The sequence below is a fragment of the Stenotrophomonas sp. 96582_Sma genome (genome assembly GCF_056480905.1).
Map to the genome: position 1 here is coordinate 2,040,511 of NZ_CM151122.1, position 17,099 is coordinate 2,057,609.

Genomic DNA, 17,099 nt, shown 5'->3' on the forward strand with positions numbered 1-17,099 from the left:
AGCGCCACGTGCATCGCCTTTCCCTCGTTGTCCGTCTGCTCCTGCTGCTGGTCGCAGCCTCCGCTTTCCCGGCAACTGCAGCGCCTCTGCAGGCGCAGTGGGAATTCCGCATGCTGCCCGGCGACGCCGAGGGTGCAGCCCACCCGGGCCTGCAGCAATGGCGGGCGGCGAAGGTGCCGGGCAGCATGCACACCGACCTGCTGGCGCATGGGCTGATCCGCGATCCGTACGTCGGTGCACCCGAGGCCGAGCTGCAATGGATCGGCCTGGCTGCCTGGGAGTACCGCGCCCGCTTTGACGTGGATGCGGCGACGCTGGCCAAGCCGAATGCCGAGCTGCGTTTCGACGGGCTGGATACCTTCGCCGAGGTCAGCCTCAACGGCAAGCCGCTGCTGCGCGCGGACAACGCGCACCGCACGTGGCATGCACGTGTGGACGGGCGCCTGCGCGCGAGCGGCAACGAATTGCAGATCGTGTTCCGCTCACCGATCCGCACGCTGCTGCCGAGCGTACAGGCGATGCCGCACAAGATTGCCGGCAACTATCCTTCACCCTATGGGGATGAGCCCAAAGACGCGATGGTCGGCAACTTCGCGCGCAAACCGGCCTATCACTTCGGCTGGGACTGGGGCCCGCGCTATGTCACCGCCGGCGTGTGGCGCGGGGTCGACCTGCAGGCCTGGGACGCGCACCGTCTGACCGATCTTGCCGTGCGCACCGATGCATTGAGTGCAGAGCAGGCGAAGCTGGCGGTATTGCTGCAGGTGGAGCAGGGCAGCGCTGCCGGTTCTGCGATGGTCACTGTGGATGTGCAGGATCCGGAAGGCCGCAACGTTGCCCAGGTGCAACGCACGGTGTTGCTGAAGCCGGGCCAGAATACGGTTGAGCTGCCGGTTGAGCTGGCCACGCCGCGGCGCTGGTGGCCGGTGGGCCATGGTGCGCAGGATCGCTATACCGTGAAGGCTCGCCTGGATGGTGGCGGCGATGCAACGCTGGCGCGCGAGCAGCGCATCGGCCTGCGCACGGTCGAACTGCGCCGCGAGGAAGACGGCAAGGGAGGGCAGGGCTTCGCCTTCGTCATCAATGGTGTGGAGATCTTTGCCAAGGGCGCCAACGTCATTCCGTTCGACGCCTTCCCCGCACGCGTCGATGCCGCACGCCTGCGCCAGGTGCTGACCGCCGCGCGCGACGCCAACATGAACATGCTGCGCAACTGGGGCGGCGGCTACTACGAGGACGATGCGTTCTTTGACATCGCTGATGAGCTGGGCCTGCTGGTCTGGCAGGACTTCATGTTCGGCGGCGGCATGCAGCCGGGCTACGATCCGGCCTTCCGGGCAAGCGTGGTGGCCGAGGCGCGCGACAACGTGCGCCGGCTGCGCCATCACCCCAGCATCGTGCTGTGGTGTGGCAACAACGAGGAAGAAACCGCCTGGAAGGACTGGGGCCACGGCCGCGACCTGAAGGCGGCCGACCCGGCATTTGCGGCGAAGGTCTGGCAGGGCTACGTCGACCTGTTCGGCAACGACCTGCGCCAGGTGGTGGGTGAGGAGGGGCTGGGCGTGCCGTACTGGTCCAGCTCGCCCAGCAATGATCTGGATGAGAAGGCCAACGATTCCACCCGCGGCGACAAGCACTACTGGCAGGTCTGGGGCAATCCAGCGCTTCCGGTGCAGGCCTACTTGCGTGAGACCCCGCGCTTCATGTCCGAGTACGGGCTGCAGGCGTGGCCGTCGGTGGCGACGGTGGACCAGATCGCCACCCGCGCCGAGCAGCGCATCGACAGCCCGGTGATCCGCGCGCACCAGAAATTCATGGCCGGCGAGGGCAACAGCCGCCTGCTGCACTACATCGAACTGGGCTACGGCACGCCGAAGGACTTCGAGGACTTCGTCTACCTCAGCCAGGTGATGCAGGCCGATGGCATCGCACTGGCGGCGCTGCATCATCGCGCCTCGCGGCCGTACACGATGGGCTCGCTGTACTGGCAGCTCAACGACGTCTGGCCAGGTGCTTCATGGTCCAGCGTGGACTACTTCGGTCGCTGGAAGGCGCTGCACTTCGCCGCGCGGCGTTTCTTCGCGCCGGTGGCGGTGGCGGCGTTGCGCGACGAGGGCAGTACGCGGGTGCGCCTGATCAACGACGGTGCCGCGCTGGATGCACGCTGGCGGTTGCGGGTGGTGGATGTAGACGGCAAGGTGCTTCGCCGCCGCGAGGAAGCGGTGTCGCTGGCTGCCGCCGGTGTCACCTCGATCGGTGATTTCCGCGACGCCGAATTGCTGGCCGGTGCCGATCCAAAGCGCACGGTGGCCGTGTTCGAACTGCTGCAGAACGGGGCGGTGAGTGCCCGCCAGGTGGTCGGCTTCGTTGAGGCCAAGGATCAGATCCTGCCGCGGCAGAAGCTCAAGGCCAGCCTGTCCATTGATGGCGACCACTACCGTCTGCGATTGGAAAGCGCGGCCTACATGCGTTCGGCGTGGATCGACTTCGGTGCATTGGACGTGCAGGTGGAAGACAACCTGCTGGATCTGCTGCCGGGCGAAACCCGCAACATCGCAGTGCGTGGCCCGGTGGATCTGACGACGCTGCGCGAAGCGCTGAAGGTAAAAACCCTCAACGATCGTTGAGCAAAAAAGGGGACGGAGGGGATTAAGTCGTTTGTGGCCCATGTGTGCCACAAACGACTTAATCCCCTCCGTCCCCTTTTTCTTGCTTACAGCTGGATCTGCTGGAAATTCTCGACCCGCTCGTGGCCGTTGGCGGCCTGGCCGGTGCGCGGCAGCGGGTAGTCATCCAGGCGATCAATCAGGCGGGTCTGCAGGCCGGCTTCGCGGGCAGCATCCAGTTCTTCCACCACATCCGACAGGAACAGGATCTCGCCGGCCGGCACGCCAATGGCCTGCACGATGCGGCGGTAGCTGTCGGCCTCGCGCTTGCCGCCGACTTCGGTGTCGAACCAGCCCGACACCAACGGGCTGAGGTCACCGGCGTCGCTGAAGCCGAAGAACAGCTTCTGCGCCGGCACCGAGCCGGAGGAGTACACGTACAGCGGCAGGCCGGAGGCGTGCCAGCCCTTCAGCACCGGCGCCACTTCCGGGTAGAAGTGCGCGGTGTAGTCGCCGCGGCGGTAGCCTTCGTCCCAGATCAGGCCCTGCAGCGCCTTCAGTGCGGTGTGCTTGCGGTCCTGGTCGATCCAGCCCTGCAGCGTCTCGGCTACCAGGCTGTCCTGGCAGGCGCCGCCGATCTCGGTGGCCACCGCATCCAGCCAGCGGCGGACTTCCGGCTGCTGGCCGTGCTCGGCGACGAACGCGGGCAGCGCCTTGCGGGCATAGGGGAACAGCACGTTCTTGACGAACGAGATGCTGCTGGTGGTGCCTTCGATATCGGTCAGGATGACGCGGGGCTGCATGGATCAGGATGCCTGGGTGGGTACGTAACGGGGGAACTTCTGCGCGATGTCGGTGCCGGTGAAGTGACCGACCCAGCCATCCGGTTCGGTGAAGAAGCGGATCGCCACGAAGCTGGGCTCTTCGCCCATGTCGAACCAGTGGGTGGTGCCATCGGGCACGGCGATCAGGTCGTCCTTCACACACTCGATCTCATAGACCTTGTCACCCACGTGCAGGGTGAACAGGCCGGAACCTGCGACGAAGAAGCGCACCTCGTCTTCCTTGTGGAAGTGTTCGTCGAGGAACTTCCTGCGCAGCTCGGCGCGGTTCGGGTTGTCCGGGGCGATCGAGGCCACGTCCACGCTCTTGAAGCCGCGCTCGGCAACCAGGCGGTCGATGTCGGCGCGGTAAGCGGCGAACACTTCATCCTGGCTGGCGCCCGGTGCGACCGGTGCGGTGGCCTGCCAGCGCTCGAAGGTGACGCCGATCTTCTGCAGCTCGGCAGCGATGACCGCGCCGTCCTGGGTGTCCAGCAGCGGTGATTCGGGGCGGGTGTCGTCGTAGATGCGCAGTCGGCTCATGGCGGCAGCTTGAACGTCTCGGGGGAAGACAGGGTAGCAGGGTGGGCACGAGGTGCAGATTCCGGATCGGCATCTGCACCTGCGTGCGGGTTCAGCCGCGCAGTTTGCGCAGTTCCAGTTCGCAGTGGAACAGGAACTCGAACGCTTCCAGGTGGCGGCGTGCCTCGGCCATGTCGCGGCCCCAGGCATACAGGCCGTGGCCGTCGATCAGGTAGCCCCACAGGTTCTGCCGGTCGAGCAGGTCATCGACCTGCTTCGAAAGCACGTTCATGTCCTGGGTGTTGGCGAACACCGGCACGTCGATGGCCATCTCGTGGGTGCTGTTGCCGGCGAAGGCCTTCAGCAGTTCGTAGCCTTCCAGGCGGATGTGGCCCTGCGGCGCGTACAGGCGCGAGGCGACGGTCTGCACCGGCGAGTGGGTGTGCAGCACGCAGCCGATTTCCGGGAAGCGGCGATACAGCTGGGTGTGCAGCAGGGTTTCGGCGGACGGGCGCAGCGGGCGGCCGACGGCCTGGCCGTCGAAGTCCACCACCATGATGTCGTCCTCGATCAGGCGGCCTTTGTCCTTGCCGGAGACGGTGATCGCGGCGTGGCGGTCATCCAGGCGGTGGGAGAAGTTGCTGCTGGTGGCCGGCGTCCAGCCGGCGTGGGCCAGCTCGCGGACGTTGTCGATCAGCAGCTGGGCCAGTTCGCTCAGGCGCGCGGTGTCGTAGGGGAAGGTGGGGGCGTTCATGCCGTCGATTTTACTGGATTCGGCCAACGGCTGAGCCCCTCGTGGCTGTCTCGCCGGGCTGGATTTCTTGCTTTGGCCGGGCGGGTGGGCTGTGCAGGGGACGCCGTAGACCCTTCCTTGGGGGCTTGGCCGCGGCATCCATGCCGCGGACACCCCTGCACAACCCACCCGCCCGACCACGGACAGGTTCCGTGCGCGTCAGCCACGGAGTGAAGAAGGAAAGGCAGAAGCGGGTCGCGGCGCTGCGCTTGCTCGGAGCCGAGCATGGCTCGGCTCTACAGAGAATTCATTTCCCAGACCGAATTCATCCACGCATGGCGTGGATCCACCGGATGCGCCGGGAGACTGTCATGGGCGGGGAGGCATGGGTTCGCGGGGGTATCCGCGCCATGGATGGCGCGGCTAAGCCTCCATGGACGGATTCACGGCGTCCCCCGCGAACCCATGCCTCCCCGCCAAACCCCTCAGCCCAGCTGTTGCCGTTGCTCCGGCTTCAAAGGCGGGTGCAGGGCCGCAGGCCCTGCAATCCCTTTACTTACCCCGCAGCCGGCTGTGCCGGAACCCGTAGCAGAAATAGATCACGAAGCCGACGAACGTCCACACGCCCATCAGCATCCAGTTGTGCATCGTCATCGCCGACAGCAGCGCAAGGCAACTCAGCACGCCCAGGCTGCAGATCAGCCATGCCATCGGCATGCGGAACGGACGCGGTAGGTCCGGCTGGGTGCGGCGCAGGATCAGCACGCCCGCGCACACCGCCGCGAACGCGATCAGCGTGCCCATCGAGGTCAGCTCGCCGAGGATGTCCAGCGGGAACAGCGCCGCCAGCAGCGCGATGCCGATACCGGTGATCACCGTGTTGATGTGCGGGGTACGGTACTTCGGGTGGATCTTGGTGAACACCGGCGGCAGCAGGCCGTCGCGGCCCATGATCATGAAGATGCGCGGCTGGCCGATGATCATCACCAGCACCACCGAGGACAGGCCGACCAGTGCGCCGACCTCGACCACCCAGCGCAACCAGCCCAGCTGCGGATGCGCGGCCACCGCGGTCACCACCGGCTCGTCGGTGCCCAGCAGTTGGAACGGCACCAGGCCGGTCATCACTGCGGCCATCGCGATGTACAGCACGGTGCAGATCACCAGCGACAGCATCATGCCGAACGGCATGTCGCGCTGTGGATTCTTCGATTCCTGCGCCGCCACCGACACCGCCTCGAAGCCGATGTAGGCGAAGAACACCATCGCCGCGCCACGCAGCACGCCTTCCATGCCGTACTTGCCGGGGCCTTCGTTGGCCGGAATGAACGGGGTCCAGTTGCTGGTGTCCACGTACTTCCAGCCGACCACGATGACCAGCACGATCAGGCCGGTCTTGAGCACGACCATCGCCATGTTCATCGCCGAGGACTTGCTGATGCCGACGTAGCACAGCCAGGTCAGCAGCAGCACCAGTGCGGCGGCCGGCAGGTTGGCGATCGCGCCGGTGGGGCGCAGCTGTGCATCGAGTGGGGCACTGACCAGCGCCGCCGGTAGATGGATGTCGAACTGGCTGAGCAGGCTGAGGAAATAGCCGGTCCAGCTGACCGCGACCGCCGAGGCGGAGACGCCGTATTCGAGCACCAGCATCCAGCCGATGAACCAGGCCGAGAGCTCGCCGAAGGTGGCGTAGGTGTAGGTGTAGGCGCTGCCGGAGACCGGCACCATCGAGGCGAACTCGGCATAGGCCAGCGCGCAGAAGGCGCAGCAGATGGCGGCCAGTACGAAGGACAGCATGATGGCCGGGCCGGCGTGGTTGGCGGCGGCCTGGCCGGTGATGACGAAGATGCCGCCGCCGATCACCGCGCCGATACCCAGGGCAGTCAGCCCCCAGGGGCCGAGGTGGCGGCGCAGGCTCAGGCCGTTGGCGTCTTCATGGGCGGCATGCGGGTGCTTGGTGGCCCACAGTTGCTTGAACATGTGTGGTGGTCTTGTCGAAGCGCGCCATGACCGGCGCGCGGGGAAAACGGACGGGCCGGCGCGAGGCCGGCCCGTAGGCGGATCAGGGCGACTTGGCCAGCTTGCTGTTGCGGATGCCGTAGCCCAGGTAGATCAGCAGGCCGAGCAGGGTCCAGCCAACGAACAGGTGCCAGTGCACCACGAACGCCTGCCAGAACAGGAACAGGCAGGTGGCTGCGCCGAGGGGGCAGATGATCCAGACCGCCGGCACGCGGAACGGGCGGTGGATCTCCGGCTTGGTATAGCGCAGCACCAGCACGCCGATGCAGACCGTGGCGAAGGCCAGCAGGGTGCCCATCGAGACCAGTTCGCCCAGCACGTTCAGCGGTACCAGGCCGGCCAGTGCCGCGGCGATCACGCCGACCACGATGGTGGCGACGTACGGGGTGCGGAAGCGGGCGTGGACCCTGCCGAAGAACTTCGGCAGCAGGCCGTCGCGGGAGATGGTGTAGGCGATGCGGGTCTGGCCCATCATCATCACCAGCACCACCGAGGACAGGCCGGCGATGGCGCCGATCTCGACCAGGGTCTTCAGCCAGGACAGGGTCGGGTAGGGTTCCAGCGCGGTGGCCACCGGCTTGTCGGTGCCCAGCAGGTGGTACGGCATCATGCCGGTCAGCACCGCGCAGACGATGATGTAGACGATGGTGCACACGGCCAGCGAGCCGAGCAGGCCGATCGGCATGTTGCGCTGCGGGTCCTTGGTTTCACCGGCGGCGGTGGAGACCGCATCGAAGCCGATGTAGGCGAAGAACACGATGGTGGCCGCACGGAACACGCCGCTCCAGCCGAACTCACCCGCCACGCCGGTGTTTTCCGGGATGAACGGCTGCCAGTTGGCCGGGTCGATGTGGGCCGCGCCGATGCCGATGAACAGGCAGATGACGGTGACCTTGATCGCCACGATGATCGCGTTGACGAAGGCCGATTGGGTCACGCCCACGTACAGCAGGCCGGACACCGCCGCCACGATCAGTACTGCAGGCAGGTTGAACAGCTTGCCTGAGGCGATGAACTCGCTGCCGGTCCAGGCGATCGGGGCTGCGCTGAGCGCATCCGGGAACGGCATGTGCAGCGTGGTGGTGATGAAGCTGATCAGGTACGCCGACCAGCCCACCGCGACCGAGGCCGAGGCGAACAGGTATTCCAGCACCAGGCACCAGCCGATGAACCAGGCCATGCCCTCGCCGAGGGTGGCGTAGGAGTAGGAGTAGGCGCTGCCGGAGACCGGCATCATCGCCGCGAATTCGGCGTAGCACAGGCCCGCCAGGGCGCAGGCGAAACCGGCGATGACGAACGACAGCATCACTGCCGGGCCAGCGTGGTTGGCCGCAGCCTGGCCGGTCAGCACGAAGATACCTGCGCCGATCACCGCACCCACGCCAAGCAGGATGAGGTGTTTAGCCGTGAGGGTCCGTTTCAACGTGGCTTCGCCGTCCAGGCTGCCTTCGATGGGTTCGCCAGCATCGACGTGCCCGGCCGGTTCAACCGGCTTGACCCTCAACAGAGCTTTCAGCATGCAGTACTTCCTAGTGATCGGATTGGGTGGGCCGCCGATACGTTGCCGGCAACCCTGGAATGGTGAAGGCCGCGCGAACGGCCCGCTGTACCTTAGCCAAAGCTGAAGCCAACGCACAAGCGCAATCGCAACAATGAACGGCGATAATGAGCAGTATTTTTCCAAACGCCGCCCATTCATGAGCCAGACCGCCGAAACCCTTGCCGTGCTTGACGATCGCCTGCGTGGCCTGCTGCGGGACTACGCCCGCCGCGAGCCCGCCCACGACGCATTGGCTGCCGAATTCGGCACATTGTTGGACGATCCGGAAGATCCGTTCCGGCGCGAACGGCTGGCCGGCCACTTCACCGCCAGCTGCTGGCTGGTCAGTGCCGACGGCCAGCGCCTGCTGCTGACCCATCACCGCAAGCTGCAGCGCTGGCTGCAGCTGGGCGGCCACGCCGACGGCGACCGCGACCTGGCCCAGGTGGCGCTGAAGGAAGCCGAGGAGGAGTCGGGCCTGAGCGGCCTGGTGTTGGAAGACCCGGCCATCTTCGATCTGGACAAGCATTGGATTCCGGAGCGCAAGGACGTGCCGGGGCACTGGCACTACGACGTGCGTTTCGTGATCCGGGCGCTGGGTGGCGAGGCCTTCGTGCTCAGCGAGGAATCGCTGGAGCTGGCCTGGCGGCCGGTGACCGAGGTCGCCGCCGATCCGGAATCGGACGAATCCATGCAGCGCATGGCGCGCCGGTGGCTGACGCGCTGAAGAAAAAGGGGACGGAGGGGATTAAGTCGTTTACGCCGCATGTGCCGCAAACGACTTAATCCCCTCCGTCCCTTTTTTCAGTACAGGATGCGCGTGCGCAGCGTGCCCGGAATCGCGGCCAGCTCGTCGCGCACGGCGGCGGCTTGTTCCTCGCTGGCGGTGATGTCGATCACCACGTAGCCCACCTTCGGGTCGGTGCGCAGGAACTGGCCGTCGATGTTGACGTTGTGGCGCGAGAAGATCTCGTTGACCTTGGACAGCACGCCCGGCACGTTCTGGTGGATGTGCAGCAGGCGCAGGCTGTCTTCGTGTTCGGGCAGGGTCACTTCCGGGAAGTTGACCGCCGACAGGGTGCTGCCGTTGTCGCTGTAGCGCACCAGCTTGGCCGCCACCTCCACGCCGATGTTGTCCTGCGCCTCCAGCGTGCTGCCGCCCACGTGCGGGGTCAGGATCACATTGTCGTGGCGGGTCAGCGGCGATTCGAAGATATCGCCATTGCCCTTCGGCTCGACCGGGAACACGTCCAGCGCGGCGCCGCCGACGTGGCCGCTGGCCAGCGCCGCGTCCAGCGCATCGATGTCGACCACGGTGCCGCGCGCGGCGTTGATCAGGTGCGCGCCCTTGCGCATCTTCGCCAGCTCGGTGCTGCCGATCATCCACTGCGTGGACGGGGTCTCCGGCACGTGCAGGGTGACGATGTCGGCGCGGGCCAGCAGGTCGTCCAGGCTGGCCGCAGCACGCGCATTGCCCAGCGCCAGCTTGGTTTCCACGTCGTGGAAGATCACCTGCATGCCCAGCGATTCGGCCAGCACGCCGACCTGGGTGCCGATGTGGCCATAGCCGATGATGCCCAGGGTCTTGCCACGCACCTCATGGCTGCCGCTGGCCGACTTGGACCAGCCGCCGCGATGGCACTCGGCGTTCTTCTGCGGAATGCCACGGGTCAGCATGATGGCCTCGGCAATCACCAGCTCGGCCACGCTGCGGGTGTTCGAATAGGGCGCATTGAACACCGGGATGCCGGCCAGCTCGGCCGCGTCCAGGTCGACCTGGTTGGTGCCGATGCAGAAGCAGCCCACCGCGATCAGGCGCTTGGCCTCGGCCAGCACTTCGGCGCTGAGCTGGGTGCGCGAACGGATCCCGACGATGTGCGCCTCGGCGATGCGCGCCTTTAGTTCGTCCTCGGGCAGCGCCTTGGTGTGCGCTTCGATCTGGCTGTAGCCGGCGGCGCTGAATACCTCCACGGCGGTCTGGCTGACCCCCTCCAGCAACAGCACGCGGATATCCTGCTTCGGGAACGAGGTCTTCTTCGGCGACATGGGGCGACACGGCCAGTGGGACAGGGGCTGACCACTATGCCAGATCGCAGCGACCATGGTGCAGTGCGCAATTGGTTGCATCCGTAGCTATCTGCACGGCTGCGGGGCTGGACGCTGGCGCGTGCCGCTGGCACGCTTGCCCGTTCTTCACGCACCGCGCTGGACCGTCATGACCGATTCCCGCATTGCCTCGCTGCAACAAGCCTGCCCCGGCCTGAAGCTGAAGACCGATCCGTCCGACCTGGAGCATTACGGGCGCGACTGGACCCGGCGCTGGACGCCGGCGCCGCTGGCGATCGCACTGCCGGCCACGGTCGAGGAAGTGCAGGCGGTGATGCGCTGGAGCGCAGGCGAGGGCGTGGCCGTGGTGCCGTCCGGTGGCCGCACCGGCCTCTCGGGTGGTGCGGTGGCCGCCAACGGCGAGCTGGTGCTCAGCCTGGAACGGATGAACAAGGCACTGGCCTACGACGCGGTCGATCGCACCCTGGTGGTGCAGGCCGGCATGCCGCTGGAGGCCGTGCACAACGCCGCGTTGGATCACGGCCTGATCTACCCGGTGGATTTCGCCGCGCGCGGGTCCTGCTCGATCGGCGGCAACATCGCTACCAATGCCGGTGGCATCCGCGTGATCCGCTACGGCAACACCCGCGAGTGGATCGCCGGGCTGAAAGTGGTCACGGCTGATGGCGAGTTGCTGGAGCTCAACAAGGGCCTGATCAAGAACTCCAGCGGCTACGACTTCCGCCAGCTGCTGATCGGCTCGGAAGGCACGCTGGGCGTGATCGTCGAAGCCACGGTGAAATTGACCGATCCGCCGCCGGCCAGCAACGTGATGCTGCTGGCAGTGCCGAGCTTTGAAGTTCTGATGCAGGTGTTCGCCGCGTTCCGCGCGCGCCTGCAGCTGCAGGCCTTCGAATTCTTCACCGACCGGGCGCTGGAGCACGTGCTGGCACATGGCGCACAGGCACCGTTCGACGAGGTGCATCCGTACTACGTGGTGACCGAGTTCGCCGCGGGCGACGAGGCCCAGGAAGCGGCGGCGATGGCCGCGTTCGAGGACTGCATGGGCAATGACTGGGTCAGCGATGGCGTAATCAGTGCCAGCGACGCGCAGGCCGCGCAGCTGTGGCGCCTGCGCGAAGGCATCACTGAGTCGCTTGCCCGTTACAAGCCCTACAAAAACGATGTTTCGGTGCGGATCTCGTCGATGCCGGCGTTCCTGGCCGAGACCCAGGCGCTGATCGGGCAGGCCTATCCGCATTTCGACGTGGTCTGGTTCGGCCACATCGGTGACGGCAATCTGCACATCAATGTGCTCAAGCCGGACGACACCAGCGACGCTGATTTCGTGGCGCAATGCGAGCACGTAACCAAGCTGTTGGCGCAGGTGCTGGCCCGCTTCGATGGCAGCATCTCGGCCGAGCACGGCATCGGCCTGGTCAAGAAGGGCTACCTGGACAGCACCCGCGGCCCGGCCGAGATCGCCCTGATGAAGGCGGTCAAACGCGCGTTCGATCCCCAAGCGCGGCTGAATCCCGGCAAGCTGTTCGACGTTTGAGCCGGGCAAATCCTTCACGCACCCGTTACGCTCCACGCTTCCTAACAACCGGCTTCGAACCGATGACCCGTCCGCTTCTGCTGCTCGCCCTGCTGTCCCTGCCGCTGGCCGGCTTCGCTTCCAGCTTCGCCGGCACGTCGGCCGGTTCGGCCACGGGTGCTTCCTCCGGTTCCTCGGGCAGCAGCTCGGGTGACGACAAGGTGGTGATGGCTGCACGCGACGATGCCGCTGCGTTCGTCGCCAGCGACGGCCAGATCCGTGGCGCTCGCCTGCAGGCGGCGCTTGTCCACCTGCGTGAGCAGAGCACTGCCGCACAGCAGCAGAGCGACCTGGAACTGGCCCGCGCGCTGCTGGCGCGTTGATCCCGCCTTCGGGTAGTGCCGGCCGCTGGCCGGCAACGCCATGACATCTGCACGGAACGCAGCCACGCACGGCGTGGCTCTACTGCTGATCGCTCATGTCGCGCACGCGGCTGATCGCCTGCAGCTCGATCCTGCGGGGCTGAGCCCTGCACAGCAGCAGGTGGCGACGCAGACCCTGACCGACGTACAGTCACTGCTGCCGGAGGGTCTGCTGCGCGCCCTGCCGGCGCAGGTGCAGGTGCGCTGGAGTGATGGCCTTCCCGCCGAGGTGCATGGCCGCGCCTTCGCCGGCCGCATCACGTTGCGCCGCGATCTGCTGGATGATGCCGTGCCCGGTGCGCGCCGCGCACGCCGCAGCGCGCTGGTACACGAACTGAGCCATGTTGCCGACCGTACGGCGGCGAACTGGTCGCGCAGTGTGCGCTGGCGTGATCTGGCCGGATGGCAGCGCAAGCCCTGGCATCTCGGCCGTGGCGGCAATGACTTCCGAGACCGTAGTCCCGATGCGTATGAACTGAAAGATCCGGCCGAGTACCTGGCAGTGAACGCCGAGCATTTCGTGCTCGACAGCGAGTTTGCCTGCCGGCGCCCGGCACTGGCGCAGTGGTACCAGGCCCATTTCGGAACCCCGCCATCGCTGCCGCAGTCGCACTGCGCGACCACGCTGCCGTTGCTGCAGGCTGAATCGGAAGAGGGCGCGGCGTCGTTGCTGCAACTCGACCCGGCACGCGTCTACGCGGTGGACTACCTGTTTGCCGAAGGCAGCGCGCAGCCGATGAGCCGCTGGGGCCACAGCATGCTGCGGCTGGTGATCTGCCGGCCGGGCCGTGCGCCGGGGCCGGACTGTCGACTGGACCTGGAGTACCACCGGGTGCTGTCGTTCCGTGCCTTCGTTGGTGACGTGCAGATTTCCAACTGGCGTGGCCTTACCGGTGGCTACCCGTCGCGACTGTTCGTGCTGTCGCTGCAGCAGGTGGTGGATGAGTACACCAAGGTGGAACTGCGCGGGTTGCAGTCGCTGCCGTTGCAGTTGTCGCCCGGCGAGATCGCCAGCCTGCTCGAGCGCACTGCGCAGGTGCACTGGAGCTATGACGGGCGCTATTACTTCGTCAGCAACAACTGCGCGGTGGAAACCGCCAAGCTGCTGCAGGCGGGTGTGCCGCGGCTGGGGGAGGCCGGGCTGGCCCAGCTGAGTCCGCGTGGTTTGAAGCGTCGGCTGTCGCAGCTGCATGTGCTGGACGAGCAGGTACTCACGGACCGCAATGCAGCACAGGCGCAGGGTTACTACTTCGCCTCGGCACGCGATCACTACCAGCAGTTGTTCGGCGTGGCGGCAGCCCAGCTGGCATTGCCCGCACGCGACGTACGCGGCTGGTTGAAGCTGCCCGCACAGCAGCGTGCGCTGTGGTTGCTGCAGGGCGACCTGCGCGCAAGCGCCGGCCTGCTGCTGCTGGAACAGGCTGCGCAACGCCGCGCCGAGCTGCGCGCGCGCGATGTGCTGAAACGGCGCCTGCTGGCCGCACCGGACAGTGCCGAGACCCGGGGCCTGCGCCAGTTGCTGGAGCAGGGTGGGCAATGGCTGCGCCCGGGTACGCTGCTGGCGGACGGCGGCTACGGGTTGCCGCTGGCCGATGAGCAGGCGGTGCTGGCCGAAGCGGTTGCCACCGCCAGCGCACAGGCGGTACCGGCCTGGCAGGCGCTGCGCGTACAGCTGCGTCAGCAGCTGCCGGAGAAGCAGCGCAACGAAATGGATGCGATCGACGCCAACCTCGCTGCGCTCGGTGCCCGCCTGCGGGAACAGGCCGCTGCACCGGCTACTGGCGCGGCAGTTCGATGACGAAACGGCTGCCCCCGGCACTGCCCGGCGAGCAGTAGACGCGGCCGCCGTGCGCGTCTGCGATGGCCTTGACCACCGCCAGGCCCAGCCCGCTGCCGCCGCCCTGGCGTGAGCGCGAGCCATCGGCGCGCATGAACGGGGTGAAGATGTCGGCGTGCAAGGCCGGGTCGATGCCCGGGCCCTCGTCCTCGATCGCCACCTGCACATGGCCCGGTGTGTCATGCACGGCAATCCGCACCTTGCCCGGGCTGGCATAGCGGCGCGCGTTCTCCAGCAGCGCCAGCAGCGCCTGGCGCAGGCGGGTCGGGTCGCAGTGCGCGTTGTGTTCTTCGCGGCTGGTTTCCAGCTCCAGCACGAAGCCGGCGGCGCGGAACTGGGGATCGACCAGGGTCATCACCGAATGCACTTCGGCCACCACGTCGGTACGTGCGCGGCGCACGTCCAGCCGCGCATTGTCGGACAGGCTCAGCACGCGCAGATCCTCGATCAGTCTTGACAGGCCCTCGACCTGGGCGAGCAGGCTGCGGAACTGTGATTCGTCCGGCTGGAAGACGCCCTCGGCCAGGCCCTGCAGGCGGCCGCGCAGGATCGTCACCGGCGTCCGCAGTTCATGGGCGATGGCTGCATGCCACATCGCACGCTCGCTCTCCACGTGCTGCAGCCGCCGCGCCATGGCATTGAAGTCCTCGACCAAGGTGGCCACTTCGCCCGGCGAGTTTTCCTCGACGCTGGCACGAGCACCGAGGTCGCCGCCCGCGAGCGCGCGCACGCTGTCCACCAGCGAATTCAACGGCGACAGGATGCGATGGGCAAGACGGAACGAGGCGGCGATGGCCAGCGCCAGGCCGGTCAGGATCACGCCGACCATCCATGCCAGTTCAGGGCCGGTCGGCAGCCAGCTTTCCGGTTCCTCGGTAGTGCCGGGGAAGAATTCGACCAGCACCGCATACAGCAGCCAGGACGACAGGATCATCATCACGATGACGCCGATCACCATCAACGACATCGAGACGATGATGTGGCGGCTGAGCCCGGAGCGGCGCAGGCGGGCCATCAGCGGTCGGCCATCAACCGGTAGCCGACGCCACGCACGCTGGCCGGCACGTTGACCATGCCCACTTCATCCAGCTTGCGGCGCAGCTTGCTGACATGGCTGTCGACCGTGCGCTCCAGCGCCTCGCTTTCCGGCAGGCATTCGTGCATCAGTTCACTGCGGCTGAAGATGCGGGTCGGCGCCAGCGCCATGCAGTGCAGCAGCTTGAACTCGGTGAGCGTGAGCAGCACTTCGTGGCTGTAGCCTTCGCCTTCCACGTGTACGGCGTGGGTGGCCGAGTCGATCAGCAGCGGGCCCGCCCGCAGCGCGGTCGGGGCGTCCACGCGCGAGGCGCGCAACGTACGCCGCAGCACGGCGCGCACGCGCGCCGCCACTTCGGCCGGATTGAATGGTTTGACCACGTAGTCATCAGCGCCCATGCGCAGTGCGGTCAGCTTGTCCAGGTCCTGGTCCAGTGCGGTCAGCATGATCACCGGCGTCTCGCCGCGCTGGCGCAGCTGGGTCAGCACGCTCCAGCCATCCAGCCGCGGCAGCTGCACGTCGAGCAGGACCAGGTCGGGGCGGGCACTGCGATGCAGGTCCAGTGCGCTGTGGCCGTCGGCGGCGCGCAGCGTACGCAGTCCTTCGCGTTCCAGATAGGCGGTAAGAATGTCGGCGATCTCGGCCTCATCCTCGACGATCAGGACGAGGGCGGCGAGGGCAGGGGCGGCATGCATGCAGGGGCGGGGCCTTAAGGTGCTTGCCTCCATCGTATCTCCACAGTTCCTCCATCGAAACCCCATCATCGCCACGCACACTGGGTTCTTCAGAACCTATCAGCCGCCCGCGCGGCATTGTGCACAGCAATGAGAACCTTCAGGACTCCGGTCGCGTTGATCGCGGCCCTCGCCCTGGCCATGACGGCCTGCTCCACCCCCGAAGCCACGCCCGAAGCCGCACCCCGCGTGAGCGTGGTTACCGTCGGCCCGCAGGTGGTGCAGCGTGACGACGAACTGCCTGGCCGCGTGGCCGCCGTGCGCACCGCGCAGATCCGAGCGCAGGTGGGTGGCATCGTGCAGCGCCGGCTGTTTGACCAGGGCGCGGAAGTAGACGCCGGCCAGGCCCTGTTCCAGATCGATCCGGCGGCCTTCCGTGCCGATGTCGATTCGGCACTGGCCGCGCTGCAGCGCAGTGAGGCCGCCCTGGGCCGCAGTCGCGTGCAGTCGCAGCGCCTGCATGCACTGGCCGCGGCACAGGCCGTCAGCCAGCAGCATCGCGACGATGCCAGTGCCGAGTACGAACAGGCCCGTGCCGCGGTGAATGAAGCGCGCGCGATCCTGGCCCGTCGCCAGCTCGACCTGCGCTATGCCACGGTCAGCGCGCCGATTGCCGGCCGCATCGATCAGGCGCTGGTGACCGAAGGTGCACTGGTCGGCGTGGCCGATGCCGAGCCGATGGCGGTGGTACAGCAGATCGACCAGGTCTACGTCGATGTGCGCCAGCCGGCGGCCCAGCTGGAATCGCTGCAGCGCAGTGCTGCCGGTGGTGGCGAGCTGCCGGTGACGATCATCGGTGCCGCCGGCAAGCCGCTGCCCGAGCGTGGCCAGATGCTGTTCTCCGGCATCAACGTCGATGCGCGTACCGGTGATGTGATCCTCCGCATCCTGGTCGACAACCCGCAGCGCCAGCTGCTGCCCGGCATGTATGTGCGCGCGAAAGTGCCGCGGGGTGCACCGGCCAGTGCGCTGACCGTGCCGCAGCAGGCCGTGCTGCGCAGCGCCGGTGGCCAGGCTTATGCCTGGGTGATCGGGGGCGATGGCAAGGCGGTGATCCGCACGCTGGAGGTCGACGGCAGCGTTGATCGCCAGTGGCTGGTGCGCACCGGTCTGAAGGCGGGCGAAAAGGTGGTGGTCGAGGGCCAGGAACGCCTGCAGGAAGGCGTGGTGGTCGATGCGCGCGACTGGCAGGTGCCGGTCGCCAGCGCCGGCGCGGTGCAGGCCGGCAGCAAGGGCTGAGCCTTTC

The 17,099-nt window shown here is 67.1% G+C and carries 14 protein-coding genes; 6 read left to right on the forward strand and 8 right to left on the reverse strand.

Features of this window, described 5'->3' with window-relative positions; genetic code table 11:
* Positions 1-8: 8 nt before the first annotated feature.
* Positions 9-2,627 carry a beta-mannosidase gene (locus tag ACZK2R_RS09535; protein WP_180837627.1) on the forward strand — a complete coding sequence of 873 codons (2,619 nt, stop codon included), beginning with the start codon at positions 9-11 and terminating at the stop codon, positions 2,625-2,627.
* A gap of 86 nt (positions 2,628-2,713) precedes the next feature.
* Here the strand turns inward: ACZK2R_RS09535 and mtnC are convergent, their stop codons facing one another.
* From mtnC to ACZK2R_RS09560, 5 genes are all read right to left on the reverse strand, one after another.
* A complete protein-coding gene (gene mtnC / locus ACZK2R_RS09540) occupies positions 2,714-3,409 on the reverse strand; it encodes an acireductone synthase (protein WP_043397315.1) in 696 nt (231 codons plus the stop codon).
* 3 nt (positions 3,410-3,412) lie between these two features.
* Positions 3,413-3,970, reverse strand: coding sequence for a 1,2-dihydroxy-3-keto-5-methylthiopentene dioxygenase (locus tag ACZK2R_RS09545; protein WP_125895900.1), 558 nt, complete (start codon positions 3,968-3,970; stop codon positions 3,413-3,415).
* Positions 3,971-4,061: 91 nt separating this feature from the next.
* Complete coding sequence (locus ACZK2R_RS09550) at positions 4,062-4,703, reverse strand: methylthioribulose 1-phosphate dehydratase (RefSeq protein ID WP_049424694.1); 642 nt, start codon at positions 4,701-4,703, stop codon at positions 4,062-4,064.
* A 531-nt stretch (positions 4,704-5,234) separates the two neighbouring features.
* Entirely contained in the window at positions 5,235-6,662 is a 1,428-nt protein-coding gene (locus tag ACZK2R_RS09555; RefSeq protein ID WP_032128776.1) for an amino acid permease, read from the reverse strand.
* Between the two features lie 82 nt (positions 6,663-6,744).
* The gene (locus ACZK2R_RS09560) at positions 6,745-8,220 is read right to left on the reverse strand and encodes an amino acid permease (RefSeq protein ID WP_121503164.1); all 1,476 of its coding nucleotides are present in this window, start codon (positions 8,218-8,220) and stop codon (positions 6,745-6,747) included.
* A 133-nt stretch (positions 8,221-8,353) separates the two neighbouring features.
* Between ACZK2R_RS09560 and ACZK2R_RS09565 the strand changes: the two genes are divergently transcribed.
* Positions 8,354-8,968 carry an NUDIX hydrolase gene (locus ACZK2R_RS09565; protein WP_125895397.1) on the forward strand — a complete coding sequence of 205 codons (615 nt, stop codon included), beginning with the start codon at positions 8,354-8,356 and terminating at the stop codon, positions 8,966-8,968.
* A 77-nt stretch (positions 8,969-9,045) separates the two neighbouring features.
* On the opposite strand, the gene serA is transcribed toward ACZK2R_RS09565, so the two are convergent.
* Positions 9,046-10,287, reverse strand: coding sequence for a phosphoglycerate dehydrogenase (gene serA, locus ACZK2R_RS09570; RefSeq protein WP_125895396.1), 1,242 nt, complete (start codon positions 10,285-10,287; stop codon positions 9,046-9,048).
* Between the two features lie 169 nt (positions 10,288-10,456).
* Between serA and ACZK2R_RS09575 the strand changes: the two genes are divergently transcribed.
* The 3 genes from ACZK2R_RS09575 (at position 10,457) to ACZK2R_RS09585 (ending at position 14,044) form a co-directional block, all read left to right on the forward strand.
* Positions 10,457-11,845, forward strand: coding sequence for an FAD-binding oxidoreductase (locus tag ACZK2R_RS09575; protein ID WP_125895395.1), 1,389 nt, complete (start codon positions 10,457-10,459; stop codon positions 11,843-11,845).
* Between the two features lie 62 nt (positions 11,846-11,907).
* Positions 11,908-12,207, forward strand: a complete 300-nt coding sequence (locus ACZK2R_RS09580) for a DUF2388 domain-containing protein (protein WP_125895394.1) — start codon at positions 11,908-11,910, stop codon at positions 12,205-12,207.
* A gap of 40 nt (positions 12,208-12,247) precedes the next feature.
* Entirely contained in the window at positions 12,248-14,044 is a 1,797-nt protein-coding gene (locus ACZK2R_RS09585) for a DUF7844 domain-containing protein (RefSeq protein WP_125895393.1), read from the forward strand.
* Here ACZK2R_RS09585 and ACZK2R_RS09590 read toward each other — a convergent pair.
* Both ACZK2R_RS09590 and ACZK2R_RS09595 read right to left on the reverse strand, forming a co-directional pair.
* Positions 14,022-15,098: an ATP-binding protein gene (locus ACZK2R_RS09590; RefSeq protein ID WP_125895392.1), complete on the reverse strand. Its 1,077-nt coding sequence runs from the start codon at positions 15,096-15,098 to the stop codon at positions 14,022-14,024. The two genes, ACZK2R_RS09585 and ACZK2R_RS09590, sit on opposite strands and share 23 nt — an antisense overlap.
* Positions 15,098-15,814 carry a response regulator gene (locus tag ACZK2R_RS09595; protein WP_020424480.1) on the reverse strand — a complete coding sequence of 239 codons (717 nt, stop codon included), beginning with the start codon at positions 15,812-15,814 and terminating at the stop codon, positions 15,098-15,100. The genes ACZK2R_RS09590 and ACZK2R_RS09595 overlap by 1 nt, the downstream gene beginning before the upstream one ends.
* 129 nt (positions 15,815-15,943) lie before the next feature.
* Between ACZK2R_RS09595 and ACZK2R_RS09600 the strand changes: the two genes are divergently transcribed.
* Positions 15,944-17,092: an efflux RND transporter periplasmic adaptor subunit gene (locus ACZK2R_RS09600; protein WP_125895391.1), complete on the forward strand. Its 1,149-nt coding sequence runs from the start codon at positions 15,944-15,946 to the stop codon at positions 17,090-17,092.
* Positions 17,093-17,099: the final 7 nt, after the last annotated feature.

Bases quoted from the DNA above. Each gene is read 5' to 3' on its own strand.
- mtnC (WP_043397315.1), bottom strand. From the start codon at position 3,409: ATGCAGCCCCGCGTCATCCTGACCGATATCGAAGGCACCACCAGCAGC.
- ACZK2R_RS09545 (WP_125895900.1), bottom strand. From the start codon at position 3,970: ATGAGCCGACTGCGCATCTACGACGACACCCGCCCCGAATCACCGCTG.
- ACZK2R_RS09550 (WP_049424694.1), bottom strand. From the start codon at position 4,703: ATGAACGCCCCCACCTTCCCCTACGACACCGCGCGCCTGAGCGAACTG.
- ACZK2R_RS09555 (WP_032128776.1), bottom strand. From the start codon at position 6,662: ATGTTCAAGCAACTGTGGGCCACCAAGCACCCGCATGCCGCCCATGAA.
- ACZK2R_RS09560 (WP_121503164.1), bottom strand. From the start codon at position 8,220: ATGCTGAAAGCTCTGTTGAGGGTCAAGCCGGTTGAACCGGCCGGGCAC.
- ACZK2R_RS09565 (WP_125895397.1), top strand. From the start codon at position 8,354: ATGAACGGCGATAATGAGCAGTATTTTTCCAAACGCCGCCCATTCATG.
- serA (WP_125895396.1), bottom strand. From the start codon at position 10,287: ATGTCGCCGAAGAAGACCTCGTTCCCGAAGCAGGATATCCGCGTGCTG.
- ACZK2R_RS09575 (WP_125895395.1), top strand. From the start codon at position 10,457: ATGACCGATTCCCGCATTGCCTCGCTGCAACAAGCCTGCCCCGGCCTG.
- ACZK2R_RS09580 (WP_125895394.1), top strand. From the start codon at position 11,908: ATGACCCGTCCGCTTCTGCTGCTCGCCCTGCTGTCCCTGCCGCTGGCC.
- ACZK2R_RS09585 (WP_125895393.1), top strand. From the start codon at position 12,248: ATGACATCTGCACGGAACGCAGCCACGCACGGCGTGGCTCTACTGCTG.
- ACZK2R_RS09590 (WP_125895392.1), bottom strand. From the start codon at position 15,098: ATGGCCCGCCTGCGCCGCTCCGGGCTCAGCCGCCACATCATCGTCTCG.
- ACZK2R_RS09595 (WP_020424480.1), bottom strand. From the start codon at position 15,814: ATGCATGCCGCCCCTGCCCTCGCCGCCCTCGTCCTGATCGTCGAGGAT.
- ACZK2R_RS09600 (WP_125895391.1), top strand. From the start codon at position 15,944: ATGAGAACCTTCAGGACTCCGGTCGCGTTGATCGCGGCCCTCGCCCTG.